A 16992-nucleotide genomic window follows, 5' to 3' on the forward strand; every position below is an offset into this window, starting at 1 on the left:
CAATGAGACCTCGGGCAAGAGAGCCAAGGAGCGCCTTGATGAGCACTGAGTTGCGGATCTACCTTGCCGACGGCAGCGACATCGACTCGTTGCGTGCATGGCTGGGCGACATACCCAGTGTCACCACCGAGCCGGTGGCCCGGCCGCCGCAACCGGGCGAGCAGGGTGGGGCGTGGGACTTCCTCATGGTGCTGTGCGGCACCAACGGCGCGGTCCACTTCGCCCTCCAAGCGCTGACCACCTGGATAGAGTCGAAAGAAACCTCCGCTCGGGTAAAGCATGGCGACATTGAGATCAAGTTGCGCGGGCCCGACTCCGAGGCGATCGCGCGCATGATGGAAGCGATCAACCCGGCGGCCCAGAACGAAACATGAGCACCATCGACTTTTCTCGATCGCGGGCGATCCTCGTCGGTACCGCCCACTACGACCGCGGCCTCACCGAGATGCCGGCGGCGCTCAACAGTCTTAACGCCATGTGGAATCGACTGACCGGGCCTTTGTGCGGCTGGCCGCCTTCTCGCATCACCGTATTCAAGAACAAGACCACCCGCGACGGCCTCACCGCAGAAATCGCCGAGCTCATCCACGACACCAAAGACGTACTGTTGTTCTACTACGTCGGGCACGGGCAACTCCTCGACGGCGAGCATCTGGGGCTGGCCCTGGTCGACACCCTCCCCACCCCTTACATGCGCTCCTCCACGTCCCTGCGTTTGGATGACGTGCGCACCCAACTCAAGCACCGGTGCACGGCTCGGGTGAAGCTCGTCATTCTGGACTGCTGTTACTCCGGTCTGGCGACCAGGAACACCCAGGGGACAGGCCTGGCCGACCAGGTCCAGATCGCCTCCAAAGTCGAAGGTGCCTACACCCTCACCGCCTCGCGCGCATCACAACAGGCGATCTATGAGGATGGCCCGGCCGGGCTGACCTATTTCACCAAGGTATTCACCGACGTGGTGCGCGACGGCATCCCCGGCAAAGGCGCAGAGCTGACTCTGAAGGACATCCACAAGGAGGTCAGCACCCGCTTTCTGCGTCTGGACTTCCCCGATCACCAGATCCGGCCCGAGCCGAGCGTGCTGGTCGTGGACACCGCCGAGGAGTTCGCCTTCGCCCGCAACGCCGCGGCACTGACGACGGACCCTCCCACAGAGCCTGACACACCGCCCGAACCTCTCCAGCCTCCGCCGGACGACGAGCCGATCCTGAAAGTCGACGAACTGGCGCGGCTTTCCCAGAGCGCACGGCCCAAGGACAGAACTCGCGCTTACCGCGCGCTGATCAACGAGGTCGCGACCGGAAAGGTCAGCCCCGAAACCTTCGCCGGTATCAACACCCCCACCACCACAGAGCGCCGGCCCCGGCGACAGGCCGGCAAGGCTCGTGATGGGGACTTCGCGCCTTCGGAACGAAGACGATGGCCATTGGTGCTCAGGGCCGTCATCGAGATCGCCGCCGGCGTGGTGCTGGCCATCATGACCTGGCTGAGCTTCACCGATCCGTATCGCAATGCCGAACCGTCGGCGTTCGAGATCGCCGTCGGTATGGCGTTCGGCTCGATGTTCGCCGTGGTGGCCATCATCATGGCGATCGATGCGGTGGTACGTCTGCGAAAGACACGACGATGAACAGGCCGGGGCAGGAGCCGGGCTCAACCGGCCTGCTCGGCAGGTCATGGACCCGCCGAGCAGGGAACGGCTACGCGTTCGCGAGCGCCTCGGTGGGCGGCATCCCGGCGGCCCGCATGGCGGGATAGAACCCGGCCAGGCCGCCGATGACCAGGGTGGCGCCCACCCCGCCGGCCATCGCCCAGAACGGCACCACGGTCGTCCAGTCCTGGTAGGTCGCGAAGACCGCGGTGATGCCGACGCCGAGGACGACACCGCCCACCCCGCCGAGCAACGAGAGCAGCAGCGCCTCGGACAGGAACTGCGTGCGGATCTGGCCGCGGGTGGCGCCGAGCGAGCGGCGCAGGCCGATCTCCGACCGGCGCTCCAGCACCGAGATGACCATCGTGTTGGCCACCCCGACCCCGCCGACCAGCAGCGCCACGGCGCCGAGGCCGAGCAGCAGGCCGCTGAGCGTCTTCTCGGTCTCCTGCTTCGCCGCCAGCGCGTCCGAAGGCCGCGAGACGTCGACCTCGCCGGGGTCTTCTGGGTTGGCGGTGGGGCCGAGCAGCGGTTGCACGGTCGTCACGGCACTCTCGTGGGCACGGGTGTAGATGGTCGTCGGGTAGCCGTCGAAGTTCAGGTCCGCCTCCGCCACCGGCCACCCGACGATGGCGCCGTTGTCCAGATCGGGGACGAGCTCGCTGGGAGCGAGGATGCCCACCACCGTGAACCACCGGCCGCCGAGCCACACCAGCGAGTCGGTGCCGGCCTGGGACACGGCCAGGCGGTTCGCCGCCGCCCAGCCGAGCACGACGGCCGGGTAGCGTTCGTTCGCCGCGGTGAGCCAGCCGCCCGTGACCACCCGCGACCTGACCACCGCCGGCAGATCCGTACGGGCCGCGTAGACCACGATGCCGCCGGTCTGCTCCGCCGCTATGTGATCGTTGCGGTAGACCCGGGCGTCCGTCCTGCCGACGGCGGAGACCGTCTCGACGCCGGGCATCGCGGCGATCATGCCGACCGCGGTGGCCGGCAGGTGCACGCTCTGGTCGCCGAGCGACTGGCCGGGCGCCACGGTCAGCAGGTTGGTGCCGAGTGCGCTGAGCTGCCGGTCCAGCTCGTTCGTCGACGACGCGGAGATGCCCACCACGCCGACCATCGCCGCGATGCCGATGGCGATGCCCAGCGCCGACAGGAACACCCGCACGGGCCGCGACCGCAGGCCGTACCCGCCCACCCGTACGACGTCCGCCGGCCACATCCGGGCCGGCTTGAGTCGCCGCTCGCTCATGAGGCCTCCTTCGTCGCAGGAGGGACCGAACGCGCCGTACTTTCGATCCGCCCCACCTCTCCGACTCGTGGCGCGGCCGTGTCGTGCTCGACGCGGCCGTCCTTGAGCCGGACCTCGCGGGGCAGGGAGGCCGCGATGTCCCGGTCATGCGTGATGACCACGACCGTCGTTCCGCCCTCGTGCAGCTCGCGCAGCAACTCCATGACGATCGTGCCGGACCCCGAGTCGAGGTTGCCGGTCGGCTCGTCGGCCATCAGCAGCGGCGGGTCGCCGAGCACCGCCCGCGCGATGGCCACCCGCTGCTGCTCGCCGCCGGAGAGCTGGTGCTGCAGGTGCAGCATCCGGTGCCCGAGGCCGACCCGGCGCAGCGCCCGCTCGGCCGCCTGGCGGCGGTGGGCGCGCGGCTTACCGCTGTAGAGCAGGCCGTCCGCCACGATGTCGATCGCGGGCACACCCCGCGCGAGGTGGAACTGCTGGAAGACGAACCCGATGGTCCTGGCCCGCAACGCCGACAGCTCCCGGTCGCCGAGGGCGCCGACGTCGTACCCGTCGATGCGCAGGGTCCCCGACGTCGGCCGGTCGAGGGTGCCCATGATGTTGAGCATGGTCGACTTGCCGGAGCCCGACGGGCCGACGATGGCGAGCATCTCGCCGCGCTCGATCAGCAGGTCCGCGGACCGCAGGGCCGGCACGTCGCCGTACCGCTTGGACACTCCGGCGAGGTGAACGATGGGCCCGGTCACTTCGGAACCCCCACGGTCAGTCCCGCGGCGACACCGGCGCCCGAGACCTCCACGTAGCTGCCGGTGAACATGCCCGTCTTCACCGGCAGATAGCCGGTGCCGGTGGCACTGACCGCCATCACCGCGTAGCCGCCGCCCGGCCGCGCGACCAGGGCGTTGATCGGTACGGCGAGCACGCCCTTACGTGCCTCGGCGGCGAGGTCGACCTCGACCTTGGCCACCTGGTAGCGCCCCAGTTTCTTCTGGTCGGTCACCGTCAGCTGCACCGGCAGAGTCGCGCCGTCACCCTTCTCCTTCGAGGTCGGCGTGCCGATGTCGGTGACCCGCGCCGCCACGTCGGTGCCGTCGGGCAGCTCCACGGTCGCCGTGGTGCCCGGCTTGACCAGGTCGGCGTAGTCGGTGTCCAGGTCGACCTTGACGACCCGGGTGGTGCCGGTCCACTTCAGCAGGCCCCGGGACGCCGGAGCGCCGGGCGCACCGGTGAGCTCCGCGACGCGACGGGCCGCCGAGGCCACCACGGCGTCGCCCGGCCTCACCACGCCGGTCTCGCTCCGGCCCAGATCGTCCTGCCATCTCTCCACCGCGACGGACGTGGCCGACGTGTACACGTCGTCGACCGTGACGCCGGTGTAGCCGAGGGCGCGCAGGTTCCGTTCGAGTTGCCTCACGTCGCCGCCCTCGCTGCCGACCGACAGGGTGCGGTAGAGCGGGATGGACCCGTAGAGCAGGGGGACCTTCTCCTGGTCGAGGCGGTAGACGGTGTCGCCGCGCTTGATGACGTCGCCCTCGTCCGGCAGCCAGGTGACCATGCCCCCGCCGCCCGGCGGTGCCTGCACCGCGGAGAGGTCGCCGTAGCCCAGGTCTCCGTCGACCCGCTGGGTACGGGTCAGGGTCCTCTTCTCCACCGTGATGGTGGCCGGGGGGCCGGTGAGCGCGACGCTCGCCGGGCTCGTGCCGTGGCGGCTCAGCAGCCCGGTGGCCACGGCCACGGCGGCCGCAGTGATCACCAGGGCCGGGAGCAGGACCAGCACGCGGCGCGACCGGCGGCGGCGATGCGCACGTACGGCCTCGTCCTCCTCCGTCTCCGCCGCCGAGGTCTGGGCTCTCATTACTGGTTCACGACCCGCAGAGAACCGCTCGGGAGACGGGACTGGCAGGCCCGCCGGGCATTGTCGAACTCCGTGGAGTCCCCCTTGATTCCCGTACCCTGCAGCGTGACCGTGATGGTATTTCCGCTCACATCAGGGTCGGGGAATGCCGGCAGTTTCGCGCGCATGCATTTCGTCCAGTCCGCGAGCTTCGCCGAATCGATGCTGCCGCCGTTCGGGCCGTCCGCGTCGCCCTGTGGCATCTTGTCGCGGCATGCCTCCTGTGCCTTCTTCATCTCCGGCGTGTTCATGTTCTTCCCGACGTCGACCCTGACGCCGTCGCCCTGCCGCTGTGGATCGGGGAAGTTCGGCACACCGTTCGCCCGCATGCATTTTGAGTAGACCAGCGCCTGCTCGAAGGCCCCTCCGTTGGACGAGGGTTTTGCCGGGGATTCATGGCCGCATCCGGCGATCAGGGAACCGAGCAGGAATGCGCAGATGATGAACACCGGGCGTCGCTTCTTCGTATTCGTCGACATGCGTTCTGTTCTACGCTTCGACCGGTCACACGACGGGCACAGAAAACGCCTCTTCAGCCGGGAAGAGCACCCTGATCGCGAGACCGCCCGCCGGCAGGGCGCGTACGGTCAGGTCCGCCGAATGGGCTGCGGCGATCGACTGGACAATGGACAGCCCGAGGCCGTGATGACCGTCGTCGGCCGTACGGTCGAGCCGCTGGAAGGGGCTGAGCAGCCGGTCCACCATCTCCGGCGGGACGGACGGCCCGGTGTTGGTCACCGACAGAAAGGCGCGCGCGCCCTCCGTACCCGTCGTCACCTCCACCCGGCCGTCGGGGACGTTGTAACTCATCGCGTTGTCGACAAGGTTGGTCACCAGGCACTCGACCAGAGCGGCGGCGCCGGTGACCCGCGCGGGCCGTACCTCCGCCGCGACGGCCAGGTCCTGTCGTCGGGCTTCCGGCTCGGCGGCTCGCAGCACGTCGACGGTCAGCCCGGACAGGTCGACGTTCTCCAGGTCGTCGTCCAGGCCGCGCTCGCTGGTCGCCAGGACGAGCAGCGATTCGAGGAGCCGGGCCTGCTGCTCACTGACGACCATCAGCTGTTCGAACTGCGCACGGAACGAGTTCGCCGTCGCGTCCGGGTCGATGACGGCCTCCTCCAGCAGGGCGTGCTCCAGCGTCAGCGGCGTACGCAACTCGTGCGCCGCGTTGGCGACGAACCGCTTGTGCGAGTCGAGCGCCGCCTCCAGGCGGCCGAGCAGCCCGTCGATGGTGTCCGAGAGGTTCTTGAGCTCGTCGCGCGGCCCGGTGACGGCCAGTCGCTCGTGCACATTGCGCGCCGAGATGCGCTGGACGCTGTCCGTCATGGTCTGCAGCGGCCGCAGCACGCGCCCGGCCACCAGCCAGCCGAGCGCGGTCGCGATGACCGCCGTGAGGGCGAGCGCCACACACGACTGCACGAGCAGCTGATGCATGACCTGCTGCTGGACGGCGTGCTGCTGGAAGACGCTGACGCTCTGTTCGCCGGACGGCGAGATCCGGTGTGTGGAGGACACGGTGTTCGTCCCGCTGTTCCCGACCAGAAGATAGGTGATGGCCAGCAGACCGGCGCCGGAGAGCAGGAAGAGCACGCCGTACAGGAGGGTGAGCCGCAGCCGGACCCGCATGCCGGAGAGCCGGGACGTCAGGCCCATGAGGATTCCTCTTTCCACTCAGATCCGGTAACCGGCCCGGGGAACGGTCTCGATGACGGGCGGCTCGCCGAGTTTGGACCGCAGGCGGTTCATGGTGGCCTTCACCGTCGTCGTGAACGGGTCGGTGGCCTCGTCCCACACGCGTTCCAGCAGTTCCTCGGCGGAGACCACCCGCCCCTGCGCGGCGAGCAGGTACTCGAGGACGGCCAGCTCCTTCGGGTTGAGCGCCAGCCGCGCCCCGGCCCTGGTGGCGACCCGCTGGGCCGGGTCCAGCGCCAGGTCACCGTGGGCCAGGACGGGCGGTACGGCGGGCTGGGTACGCCGGCCGAGCGCGCGGACGCGGGCCACCAGCTCGGGATAGGCGAACGGCTTCGGCAGGTAGTCGTCCGCGCCGATGGTGAGGCCCTGCACCCGGTCGGCGATGGTGCCGGCCGCGGTCAGCATGAGCACCCGCGTGCGCAGCGGCTCCCGCATCAGCAGGCGGCACACCTCGTCGCCTGGCACACCCGGCAGATCCCGGTCGAGGACGACCACGTCGTAGTCCACCTCGGCGGTGCGGTCGAGCGCCGTCCTCCCGTCGTACGCGACGTCGACCGCCATGCCCTCGCGCCGCAGAACCCGCGCCACCGAATCGGCGAGCCGGGCGTGATCTTCGACCACCAGGACTCTCATCCGTCTCCCCCCGGCATCCGGGACAGCCTACGAATGAGATGGTCACATGGCCGTCACAGCGACACACCCGGCTGTACGGCGGTCCGGCCGCCTACAGCACGGGGTTCAGTGGCGTCCGGGGGATCCGGCCGACCTCAGCGCCGGGCATCCAGTCGCGATCGCCGGCCTGGCGGTCGTTGGCGGGCTCGGCGACCCGGATGTCGGCGTCCATGTAGATCACTGTCATCACGCGGCGCGGCGCCGTGCCGCGGTTCGGGCCCGCGTGGTGGAAGGTCCAGCCACGGTGGAAACTGGCGTCGCCGAGGGCGAACGGCTCGACGACGTCCTCGAAGTCCTGCTCGGCCACGGCCTGCCTCAGCCGTGCCTCGGACTCATCCGAGATGGGGAGGTCGCGGCCGCAGGAATAGTTGTGGCTGCCGCGGGCGAAGGCCAGCGGTCCCATGTCGAGCGGGGTCTCCTGGAGCGGCAGCCAGATCGTTACGCAGCGGTCGGACGACAGCGGCCAGTAGTACTGGTCGGCGTGCCAGGGGGTGATGCCGCCGCTGGGCTCCTTGTACAGGGCCTGGTCGTGGTAGAGGCGCACGGCGTGCACGCCGAGGAGCGCGGCCGCGATGCCGGCGAGCCGGCGCGAGAACACCAGGCGCTTGACCCTCGCGTTCTCCCGCCACAGATTCGTCACCTGCAAGAACGCCCTGCCGTACGTGTCGCGCTCGGCCAGCGGCAGGTGCTGGGTGTTCAGCCGGATCACCTCGGAGGTGATCGTCGGCTCGTACCGTGCGATCGTCTCCGGACCCAGCACGCCGGAGAGGTGGATGAAGCCGTCGCGGTTGAAGTCGGCGTTCGCTGTCGGGGCCAGTCCCTCGTACGGGATGTCCAACTCGCAGGCTGGTGTTTCCGGCATCGCGGTCATGTCGCCATGCTCCTCATACGTCCGGGGGCGGAGTCTCCACCGTCGCAGGGCGGGACCTGCGCATGCCACATCGCTGTTACCCACTTCCGGTACTCAGTTGACACTCATGCCTGTAGCGGAGCCGCGACTAGGATGCCTGCGTGAAGCCGCGCTACGAGCAGCCGGGCATACCTGACGGAAGTACTTTCACTTGCTTCGTCCGCCGCCAGAGCGCCTTCGACTTCGCCTGGCACTACCACCGGGAGTACGAGCTCACGCTCGTCACCGGGGGTACGGGCACCCGCTATGTGGGTACCACCGTGGAGCGTTACCACCCCGGTGACCTGGTCCTGCTCGGCCCGGATCTGCCGCACACCTACGTCTCCGAGCCGTACGAGGGGATGGCCGAGGCGGTGGTCGCGCAGTTCCGGCACGACTTCCTCGGGCCGGAGTTCTTCACCCTGCCCCAGTTCCGCACGGTCGACGGCCTGCTGTCCCGGTCCACCCGCGGCCTGCGCTTCGGGCAGGCCCAGGGCGAGGTGCGGGCGCTCCTGACCCGGCTGCCCCGCCTCGACGCCGCGGCCCAGACCGTGGCGCTCCTCGACGTGCTACGCCGCTTCGCCACCGACGCCGCGGCCACGCCGATCACCGGCCCCGGATACGCCCCCGCCCCGAGCACCGCCGTGCGCGACCGCATCGACGCCGTGTGCCGCCACCTCCAGCAGACCCACACCGAGCCCGTGAACCAGGCGGAGGTGGCGGCACTGGTGCACATGCCGCCGACGTCCTTCAGCCGCTTCTTCCGCCGCGCCATGGGCCGTACGCTCACCGACTACGTCAACCAGCTCCGGGTGGAGACGGCGTGTTCCCTGCTGACCGCCACCTCCCTGCCGGTCACGGAGGTCGCCGCCCGCAGCGGATATCGGAACCTCTCGAACTTCAACCGCCGCTTCCGCGAGCTGAAGGGACTGCGGCCGACGGAGTACCGGGCCGCACACCGAAGGCCGGGAGACCGTGCCGCGGCGCGGGCGAAGAACGAGTAGGCGGTGGCGGGCACCGGCCCGCCACCGCACTGGCAGGATGGCGGCATGGAACGTGTGGTTGGTATCGGTGGATATTTCATGCGTGCCGCCGACCCGGTGGCCCTGGGCGCTTGGTACCGCGACTGCCTGGGCCTGGACGCCGACGAGAACGGCCTGTGGCGTCAGGAAACCGGGCCGACGGTCTTCGCTACGTTCGAGTCCGAGACCGACTACCTCGGATCCCGCGCCCAGCAGGCCATGCTCAACTTCCGGGTCCGCGACCTGGACGCGATGCTCGCGCAACTGCGCGCCAAGGGAGCGGACGTGGCGGAAGAGACACAGGACATGGAAGGGGTCGGCCGATTCGGCTGGGTCACCGATCCTGAGGGCAACCGGATCGAGCTGTGGCAGCCCGCCTGACCGTCTCCTCACGCACCCGCCGTCACGCCGGTACGACGTACGGGAAATGCGTGTCCCTCAGGTGTTCGGAGACGGACGGCTTCAGGCCCGAGGGTACGGCCATGCCGGAGACGAGGGACAGCATCGCCTCGGGTGCGTTGTCCCCCGGCGTGCGGCCGTTGCGTACGGCGAATCCGTATGTCGCGGGTGTTCCCACTACGTAGGACAGGACGTCGGGGAACAGCTCCCGCGCCACGGTCCGGCCGTAGCCGTCGGGGTCGGCGGAGGTCCCGCCGGCGGCTACGGCGGCGGCCACGAGGTCGGCGATGTGCCCTCCTTCGGCGGCGAAGTCCTCGGAGGGGTGCCGGGTGTTGGCGGGGTTGGAGAAGTCGGTGTCGTCGAACCAAAAAATGGGCCACATCATGGGGTGTCCGGCGCGGTTGACCTGCCGCCAGCCGCCCGCGTCCGTGGCGAGCTTGGTGGCGCACCAGACGCCGATGCGAGCGCCGGGGCGTAGCTGTGGATGCCGGTGGGGGATTTCGAGGACGATCGATTCGACCGTCGTGTCGGCGAAGCTGTTCTGCGCCTCTTCCGAGCGCCATCCCGACAGGTCCACGGCCGTGCCGTTTCTCACTGCCGCGTTGACCACCTCCAGCAGCGACAGGTCGATGTAGAAGGAGTCCGCGATGCGGCCTGCCCAGATCCGGGCGTCACTCCCCCCGGTCTGCTCGCCGGTCCGGCCTTCCAGCACCGGCGTGCCGGCCGCGGAGTCCTCGCGCGCCTCGTCGCCGTGGAGAGCGTGCAACCGCAGGGCCTGCCGGCCGTCCGAGTCCACCTCTCCGAAGGACACCCGGTAGGTCAGGGCTTCGAAATCGGCCCCGTCGAAGTGCACCTTGAACTCATAGCGTGCCTCCGGGTGGAAGCCCGGCTTCACGTGGACTCCGGTGATCGTGGAGTTGACGTCCATGACGAACACCGTGCTGCCCTCGCCGGGAAAGACGTAGAGGTCATCGATGTACAGCTGACCGTTCTGACTCGCGAGCGGCGTATCAAGGTGATGGGACATGGCACGGTCCTAAGCCGTTGGAACAGCTCTCGAAGTGAGCCTACCCATCGGCATGGTCCGAATACCGGCCGTCGCCGATGACCAGGTCCGCAGGGCCCGAACGGCGCCGGACGGTATTTCGGCAGGCGCGCATGGAAACCGGGACGGGGGTAGAGGAGAAACCCGCACGGGACCGGAAGCCCAGGTCCACCGGCGGGCGGCCTCAGGCGTCCTGGAGGAGCTGGTGGCGCAGCCGGGCCAAGGTCTTGGTGATGAGGCGGGAGACGTGCATCTGGGAGAGGCCGAGGAGTTCGGCGATCTCGGCCTGCGTCTTGTTCCCGTAGAACCGGTGCATCAGGATCGTCCGCTCTCGCGCCGGCAGTTGTTCCAGCAGCGGACGCAGCGTGTTGCGGTCCACGACCATCTCCAGGTCGGGGTCCACGTCACCGATCAGCTCACCGAGCGGCGTGGTGTCCTGGTCGTCGCTGACCGGGGTGTCGAGCGACACGCTCTGGTACGCGTCGGCGGCGCCGAGCGCCTCGATGGTCTCTTCCTCGGTCACGCCCAGGATCGCCGAGATCTCCCGGACGCTCGGCGGCCGGCCGTGTTCCTGGAGGAAGTCCCGCCGGGCGTTGCGTAGGGCGAGCGACAGTTCCTGGAGATGCCGTGGCACGCGAACGGCCCAGGTGTGGTCGCGGAAATGGCGTTTGACCTCGCCGGTCACGGTGGGCACGGCGAACGACAGGAACCGTCCGCCGTACGTCGCGTCGTACCGGTTGATCGCCTTTACCAGGCCCACCATGGCGGCCTGCTCGATGTCCTCTCTGGCCTCGCTGCGCTGCGTGTAGCGGCGGACGATATGCCGGACCAGCGGAACATGGATCCGTACGAGCTCGGAACGGATCTGCTCCCAGCGCGGGTCGGCCGCGGAGGTGGCGGCGAGTTCCGCGAGGAGTTCCTCGGTGTGACCGTCGTCGTAGCCGTCGTGTGTAGGCATGCCGGTATCCCTCGTCAGTTGCGGAAGGCAGGTCGTTTCGACCTGCTGACAGGAGGGCGGCGTCTTTGCCCAGCGGGCTACATGATCGACGAGCGAGTCGGATAACGCAACCGGCCGGAACCGGGCCTGCCTGTCTCGCTCCGATCGCGCGGTACGCGGACGGCCGGGATCGACGGCACCAGGGACGCGGAAGACGTCCCCGGTGCCGTCCTTTCCGTACGTACGGCCCGAGATCAGGTGGACCGTGAGCGGGCGGACCCGTACGGCGGCACCGGGGTCGAGGTCAGGCCGGGATCGGGCCGAGGTCCCGTTCGGGATGGCGGTGGGCCGCGATGGCCTCGACGAGCGCCTCGGTGAACTCCCCGGTCGCCGTGCCGGCGGTCACCACGCCCTGGTCGGATACGGCGTCCCCGTCGCTGTGCCGTACGGCTGTGATCCTGGCCGTCTCGAGCAGGGAGACGCCCTCTCCCAGCGCTCCGACGGCCTTGCCGTGCTTGAAGGCCTCGCTGACGAAGTGGACGGCGTCCCCGTCGCCGGCGAGGTTCTGCACGCTCTGCTCTCCGCCGGGTATCACCACGGCGTCGTACAGAACGGACGCGACCGTGGTCAGCGCACGGGTCACCGCTACGTCGTCTCCGGACGCCGCCTGGACGGACCCGTCCACGGCCGCCAGCACCTCCCATTTCGCTCCGGCCCCGGTCAGGGCCTCGGTGACCGAACGGATGTGGCCGGCGTCGACGCCGTCGGCGGCGAGGATCGCGATCTGGCGGGTGGCGACGCTGTCCTTGGGGCTGTTGTCCTGGCTGAGTGCCGGTGAACGCCGGTCGCCGGCGCGGCTGGCCGGCTTTTCCGGTGGTGCGACACCGACTCCCGCGGCGACCCGAGTCGCCAGCTCGTGGTCGACGTTCGCGAGGTTGCGCAGGACGCCTTCGCGGATGGCCATCTCGCCGACCTTGCCGAGCTCGAACCGGAAAGCGGCCACGATGTGGTCCTTTTCCCAGTCGGCCATGCTGTTCCAGAACAGGGTCGCCTGGGAGTAGTGGTCGGCGAAGCTCTCACTACGCTTACGGATCTTGCTGCCGTCGACGCGCTCCTGGTAGTGGACGTAGCCGTCCGGGGCCAGGGCCGGGCAGCCGCCGCCGACGGTGTTGGGGTGGTACGCGGCCTTGCCCTGGTGCACCGTGGTCTGGTGGTAGCCGTCGCGGTGATGGTTGCGTACCTCGTTCAGCGGCCGGTTGACGGGAAGCTGAGCGAAGTTGGGGCCGCCCAGGCGGATCAGCTGCGTGTCGAGGTAGGAGAACAGCCGGGCCTGCAGGAGCGGGTCGTTGGTGAAGTCGATGCCGGGGACGACGTTGGCGGTGTGGAAGGCCACCTGTTCGGTCTCGGCGAAGAAGTTGTCCGGGTTGCGGTCCAGGACCATGCGGCCGACCGGTTGTACCGGGACCTCCTCCTCCGGGATGATCTTGGTCGCGTCCAGCAGGTCGAAGTCGAACTTGTGCTCGTCGGCCTCGGATACCAGCTGAACTCCCAGCTCCCACTCGGGGAGGTCACCGCCCTCGATGGCGTCCCAGAGGTCGCGGCGGTTGAAGTCCGGGTCCTTTCCGGCGATCTTCTGCGTCTCGTCCCAGACCAGCGAGTGGGTGCCGAGCTTGGGTTTCCAGTGGAACTTCACGAAGGTGCCCGCACCGTCGCCGTCGACGAACCGGAAGGTGTGCACGCCGAAGCCCTGCATCATGCGGTAGCTGCGCGGCAGCGCGCGGTCCGACATCAGCCACATCATCATGTGCGTGGTCTCGGGCTGGAGCTGCACGAAGTCCCACAGCGTGTCGTGGGCCGAGGACGCCTGCGGGATCTCCCGATGCGGCTCGGGCTTCACGGCGTGGACGAAGTCGGGGAACTTGATGCCGTCCTGGATGAAGAAGACCGGCATGTTGTTGCCGACCAGGTCGAAATTGCCCTGGGCGGTGTAGAACTTGGTCGCGAAGCCGCGTACGTCCCGTACCGTGTCGGCCGACCCGCGCGAGCCCGCCACGGTCGAGAACCGCACGAAGACAGGCGTCCGCGTCCCGGGCGTGGTCAGGAACTCCGCCGCCGTCACTCCGGCGAGCACGTCGTCATAGGGCTCGAAGTATCCGTACGCGCCGGCGCCGCGAGCGTGCACGACCCGCTCGGGAATCCGCTCGTGGTCGAAATGTGTGATCTTCTCGCGGAAGTGGAAGTCCTCCATGAGGGTCGGCCCGCGCTCACCGGCCCGTAGCGAGTTGTCCGTCTCACCGATCGGGATCCCCTGGTCGGTGGTCAGAACGGAGTCGTCCGGGTCGACTCGATCGGCGTCGAGCTGCCGGTCCTTGGCCGTCCTGTCATCGCCTGCCATGGGTTCCTCCGTCGGTGTCTCTCGTACGTCTCTGAACCGCCCTACCCGCGCGCGACGCCATAAACAGATCGTGGCCCGCAATGACTCAGTGTGTTCGGGCAGGCCGCTGAGCAGGGCGATCCCGGCCGGCGATGGGGCATGCGTCAGGCCGTGAGCTGGGCTTCGGGGCGTCGGGGCATCCATTCCAGCAGGACGACGGTCGCGTCGTCGCGTACGCGTTCGTGCTGGTAGTTCACGATCTCCCGGTTGAGGCGGCGTAGCGTTTCGGGCGCGGGCAGGCCCTCGGCGCTGTGGCGGATGACGAAGTCGGCGAGGCGCGCCAGGCCGAACATCCGGTCGTCGGCGGCGCGGGCATCGGTGACGCCGTCGGTGTAGAGCAGGAGCCGGTCACGGGGCTGGAGCTGTTCGGTGTACACCGGAGACGCCGCGGTGACCGCCGGCCCGACGCGGTCTTCGGTCAGTCCCAGGGGCAGGCGCGGTTCGCGGAGGAGCTCTTTGATCACTTTGCTGTCCCGGATGAGCAGCGGGGGCGGGTGGCCGCACGGGATCCAGGTGAACGTTCCGGTGAGGGTGTCCAGGTCGCACAGCAGCGCGGTGCAGAACCGCGAGGCGCCGAACTGGTCGGCGATCGCCTGGTCGGCCCGTGTCGCGAGCGCGGTGAGGTCACCGCCGGAACGCCGGACGCAACGGCAGGCGGCCATCGCCACGCTGGAGATCAGGCCTGCGGTCAGGTCGTGACCGACGGAATCGAAGATCGACACATGCAGGTGTTCCCCGAGCAGTGAGTAGTCGAAGGCGTCACCGCCGACCTCGTACGCCGGCTCCAGGGCGGCGGCCAGCAGGACCTTGCTGGTCGCGAACGTGCGCGGCGCCATGAAGGCCCAGACCATCTCGGCCTGCAGGGCCATCTCCCTGCTGCGTTGGACGAGGGCGAACGAGTCGCTGTAAACACTCTTGGCCGCGACCACCAGCCCGGCGAACGAGCCGAGCATCCGGCACCGTTCCAGCAGGGTCCGCGTGCCGTCGTCGCCCAGGGCTTCCACCGGTCCGCTCTCCGCGGCGAGAGACACCTCCATCACGCCGAGCCGCTCGGTACCGTCCACGAGCGGGACCCACAGCCTGTGCCCGTCGGGATGTTCCCCGGCCTGCTGGACGGTGATGGTCTGGAAGGCACGGCCGGCCAGCGTCGAGTCGATCACCAGCGATGACGGCGCCCGTCCGGAGCCGCCCGGCAGCGCGTTGAGCCGATGTTGCTGGAGATCGACCAGGAAGATCCTGACCCCGGAGATGCCCAGGGGCTGTGCGGCCTCGGTCAGGTAGTCGGCCAGGTCCGCCGGTGCCATCAGATGCGACCGCTGCAACAGGTCGGCGAGCATCCGTCCCGCCGGTCCGTCATCGACAGGATGTCTCACGTGCCCTCTGGTCGGCCGCTCCCGGCGTCCTCCAGTGTCATGTGCATGGCCATGGCGATCGCCGAGCCGACATCGTCGGCCAGGGAGATCACGCGGGAGACGGCGGTGATGTCGAAGACCTTGCGGACGATCCCGCCGGGCGTCACCGCCACGTGCAGCCGGCACCCCAGGGCACCCGCTCGGGTATGCGTGCGCAGCAGGGCGTTGACCGCCGAAGAGTCGCAGAACGTCGTTCCGGTCAGGTCGACGATGAGTGGACCGGCGCCGGCGTTGAGCAGCGCCAGGAGCTGTTCCCGTACCTCATCGGCATTGGACGTGTCGATCTGATCGGGTAGTTGGACAACGGTGTAGAGCATGGTGCGCGTGACCGGCAGACCAGAAGCCATGGCCCTGACCATCCAGATCCCCCCTCTGGCATCCCGAATGGCGAGGTGGGCGGCCTCGGATCAGCTACGAGACGCCTGGTCACCGACGGCGAACGCGTGTGACACCGGCCCCTGGCCTGCGTTCACCCCGGCGGCCCTCCCCCTAAGTGTCATCCCCGACATATGACGCGAATACACCAGACAAGGTGCGAACGATGATGGGAGGGAACTTTCGGTCAGCGGGAGAGGGCCGCGGTGAGCTCGCTGCGGCCGCTCACTTGGATCTTGCGATAGATGGCCTTGAGGTGGTCGTTGGTCGTGTGCGGCGACAGGTTGAGGCTGCGGGAGATCTGTTTGCCGGAGCGACCTTCGAGGACCTGGTCGATCACGGTGCGTTCTCTGGGGGTGATGCCGTACCACGCCGTCACCGCGGGCAGCAGCTGGCCGGCCGTGGCCGGCTGGACGGTGACGGCCACCTCGCCGCGACGGGTGCCGGCCAGATGCTGGGCCTCCAGCGCGACCCAGCCATGGGAGGTCGGGATGCGGCTGAGCACCGCGCCGTTCTTCCGCCGGGCGGCGGAGGCGAAGTTCCAGAGGGTGATCGACAGATCGTCGTCGTTGTCGAGCGCCAGGTTGGGAAAGCACACGCGAAGCCAGTCGCGCCCGGTCGGGGTCACGGACGTGATGGTGTCGGCCTCGTCGACGATCAGCACACCGGGTGGCATCGTGCCGCGCACCGGATGCGGTGTCGCACGGGTCACGTACCGCCTGAGCGACAGTGCCAGCGGAGCCACGATCCGCTGGGCACTTTGGATGTCGGCCGGCGTGAACGCCGGACGTCCCCGCTCCCGGAGGAGGGTGAGCGTGCCCCAGAGGACGCCGCGATCGACCAGGGCGAGTCGCATCTCACCACCCCAGCCTTCGCCGGCCATGAGGTCCAGCAGTGGCGCACTTCCCGGTGGCGCGGGGACACCGGCACCCAGCACCGCGACAAGCGGGCGGCGGGCGACCTGCCCGGAAGGGCCGCGGGAGAGCAGGCCATCGGCTTTCACCCGCCGGTAATGATCGCAGCCGTAGCCGTTGTGCTCGGTGAGAAAGCATCCCGCGCCGGTGACCGGATCCGTGCCGGAGAGCATGTGCCCGTCGTGCGGAACGAGCCGGTGGAGTTGACGGGACAGCTCACCGCCGAGTTCGGGCAGGGTATCGGCCTGCGCCGCGGCCTGCGGTGCGGTGCGGGCAACGGACTCCAGCGCGGTGACCACCCGACAAGTGTGGCGACCCGCAACCCCCCAGGTCTAGGGATATCTGCGGCGTACCGGCCCTCGGACAATGAGACGCGGTTGAGAACAACAGCACCGCGTTCGTGC

The 16992-nt window shown here is 69.0% G+C and carries 17 protein-coding genes; 4 read left to right on the top strand and 13 right to left on the bottom strand.

Annotation, left to right across the window (positions count from 1 at the left end; genetic code table 11):
* Positions 1–38 precede the first annotated feature (38 nt).
* Together FB559_RS13165 and FB559_RS13170 are read left to right on the top strand one after the other, a co-directional pair.
* Positions 39–374, top strand: coding sequence for an effector-associated constant component EACC1 (locus FB559_RS13165; protein WP_141955878.1), 336 nt, complete (start codon positions 39–41; stop codon positions 372–374).
* A complete protein-coding gene (locus tag FB559_RS13170; protein ID WP_141955879.1) occupies positions 371–1633 on the top strand; it encodes a caspase family protein in 1263 nt (420 codons plus the stop codon). The genes FB559_RS13165 and FB559_RS13170 overlap by 4 nt, the downstream gene beginning before the upstream one ends.
* A 70-nt stretch (positions 1634–1703) precedes the next feature.
* Here FB559_RS13170 and FB559_RS13175 read toward each other — a convergent pair whose 3' ends face one another.
* From FB559_RS13175 to FB559_RS13205, 7 genes are all read right to left on the bottom strand, one after another.
* Entirely contained in the window at positions 1704–2906 is a 1203-nt protein-coding gene (locus FB559_RS13175) for an ABC transporter permease (protein ID WP_141955880.1), read from the bottom strand.
* On the bottom strand, positions 2903–3649 hold the full coding sequence (locus FB559_RS13180) for an ABC transporter ATP-binding protein (RefSeq protein ID WP_141955881.1): 747 nt from the start codon (positions 3647–3649) through the stop codon (positions 2903–2905). Before FB559_RS13180 ends, FB559_RS13175 begins: the two co-directional genes overlap by 4 nt.
* The gene (locus FB559_RS13185; RefSeq protein ID WP_141955882.1) at positions 3646–4758 is read right to left on the bottom strand and encodes a peptidoglycan-binding protein; all 1113 of its coding nucleotides are present in this window, start codon (positions 4756–4758) and stop codon (positions 3646–3648) included. Before FB559_RS13185 ends, FB559_RS13180 begins: the two co-directional genes overlap by 4 nt.
* Entirely contained in the window at positions 4758–5276 is a 519-nt protein-coding gene (locus FB559_RS13190) for a hypothetical protein (RefSeq protein WP_141955883.1), read from the bottom strand. Before FB559_RS13190 ends, FB559_RS13185 begins: the two co-directional genes overlap by 1 nt.
* A gap of 25 nt (positions 5277–5301) precedes the next feature.
* The gene (locus tag FB559_RS13195; protein ID WP_221640003.1) at positions 5302–6450 is read right to left on the bottom strand and encodes a sensor histidine kinase; all 1149 of its coding nucleotides are present in this window, start codon (positions 6448–6450) and stop codon (positions 5302–5304) included.
* 18 nt (positions 6451–6468) lie between these two features.
* Positions 6469–7122 (bottom strand): response regulator transcription factor, encoded by a 654-nt coding sequence (locus FB559_RS13200; RefSeq protein WP_141955884.1) that lies wholly within the window; start codon positions 7120–7122, stop codon positions 6469–6471.
* Positions 7123–7213: 91 nt separating this feature from the next.
* Complete coding sequence (locus FB559_RS13205; protein ID WP_141955885.1) at positions 7214–8032, bottom strand: phytanoyl-CoA dioxygenase family protein; 819 nt, start codon at positions 8030–8032, stop codon at positions 7214–7216.
* Between the two features lie 140 nt (positions 8033–8172).
* Here FB559_RS13205 and FB559_RS13210 point away from each other — a divergent pair, with 140 nt between their 5' ends.
* Both FB559_RS13210 and FB559_RS13215 read left to right on the top strand, forming a co-directional pair.
* Complete coding sequence (locus FB559_RS13210) at positions 8173–9054, top strand: helix-turn-helix domain-containing protein (RefSeq protein ID WP_141955886.1); 882 nt, start codon at positions 8173–8175, stop codon at positions 9052–9054.
* 45 nt (positions 9055–9099) lie between these two features.
* Positions 9100–9453, top strand: a complete 354-nt coding sequence (locus FB559_RS13215; RefSeq protein ID WP_141955887.1) for a VOC family protein — start codon at positions 9100–9102, stop codon at positions 9451–9453.
* 22 nt (positions 9454–9475) lie between these two features.
* Here the strand turns inward: FB559_RS13215 and FB559_RS13220 are convergent, their stop codons facing one another.
* The 6 genes from FB559_RS13220 to FB559_RS13245 form a co-directional block, all read right to left on the bottom strand.
* Positions 9476–10498, bottom strand: a complete 1023-nt coding sequence (locus FB559_RS13220) for a DUF4331 family protein (RefSeq protein ID WP_141955888.1) — start codon at positions 10496–10498, stop codon at positions 9476–9478.
* Positions 10499–10700: 202 nt separating this feature from the next.
* Complete coding sequence (locus FB559_RS13225) at positions 10701–11474, bottom strand: SigB/SigF/SigG family RNA polymerase sigma factor (RefSeq protein WP_141955889.1); 774 nt, start codon at positions 11472–11474, stop codon at positions 10701–10703.
* 283 nt (positions 11475–11757) lie between these two features.
* Positions 11758–13848, bottom strand: a complete 2091-nt coding sequence (locus FB559_RS13230; RefSeq protein ID WP_141955890.1) for a catalase — start codon at positions 13846–13848, stop codon at positions 11758–11760.
* Positions 13849–13991: 143 nt separating this feature from the next.
* Entirely contained in the window at positions 13992–15260 is a 1269-nt protein-coding gene (locus tag FB559_RS13235; protein ID WP_141955891.1) for a PP2C family protein-serine/threonine phosphatase, read from the bottom strand.
* A complete protein-coding gene (locus FB559_RS13240; RefSeq protein ID WP_185792180.1) occupies positions 15257–15646 on the bottom strand; it encodes an STAS domain-containing protein in 390 nt (129 codons plus the stop codon). Before FB559_RS13240 ends, FB559_RS13235 begins: the two co-directional genes overlap by 4 nt.
* Positions 15647–15861: 215 nt before the next feature.
* On the bottom strand, positions 15862–16887 hold the full coding sequence (locus FB559_RS13245) for a helix-turn-helix transcriptional regulator (protein ID WP_141955893.1): 1026 nt from the start codon (positions 16885–16887) through the stop codon (positions 15862–15864).
* Positions 16888–16992 lie beyond the last annotated feature (105 nt).

This window comes from Actinoallomurus bryophytorum (assembly GCF_006716425.1).
In the GTDB taxonomy this organism is placed as follows: domain Bacteria; phylum Actinomycetota; class Actinomycetes; order Streptosporangiales; family Streptosporangiaceae; genus Actinoallomurus; species Actinoallomurus bryophytorum.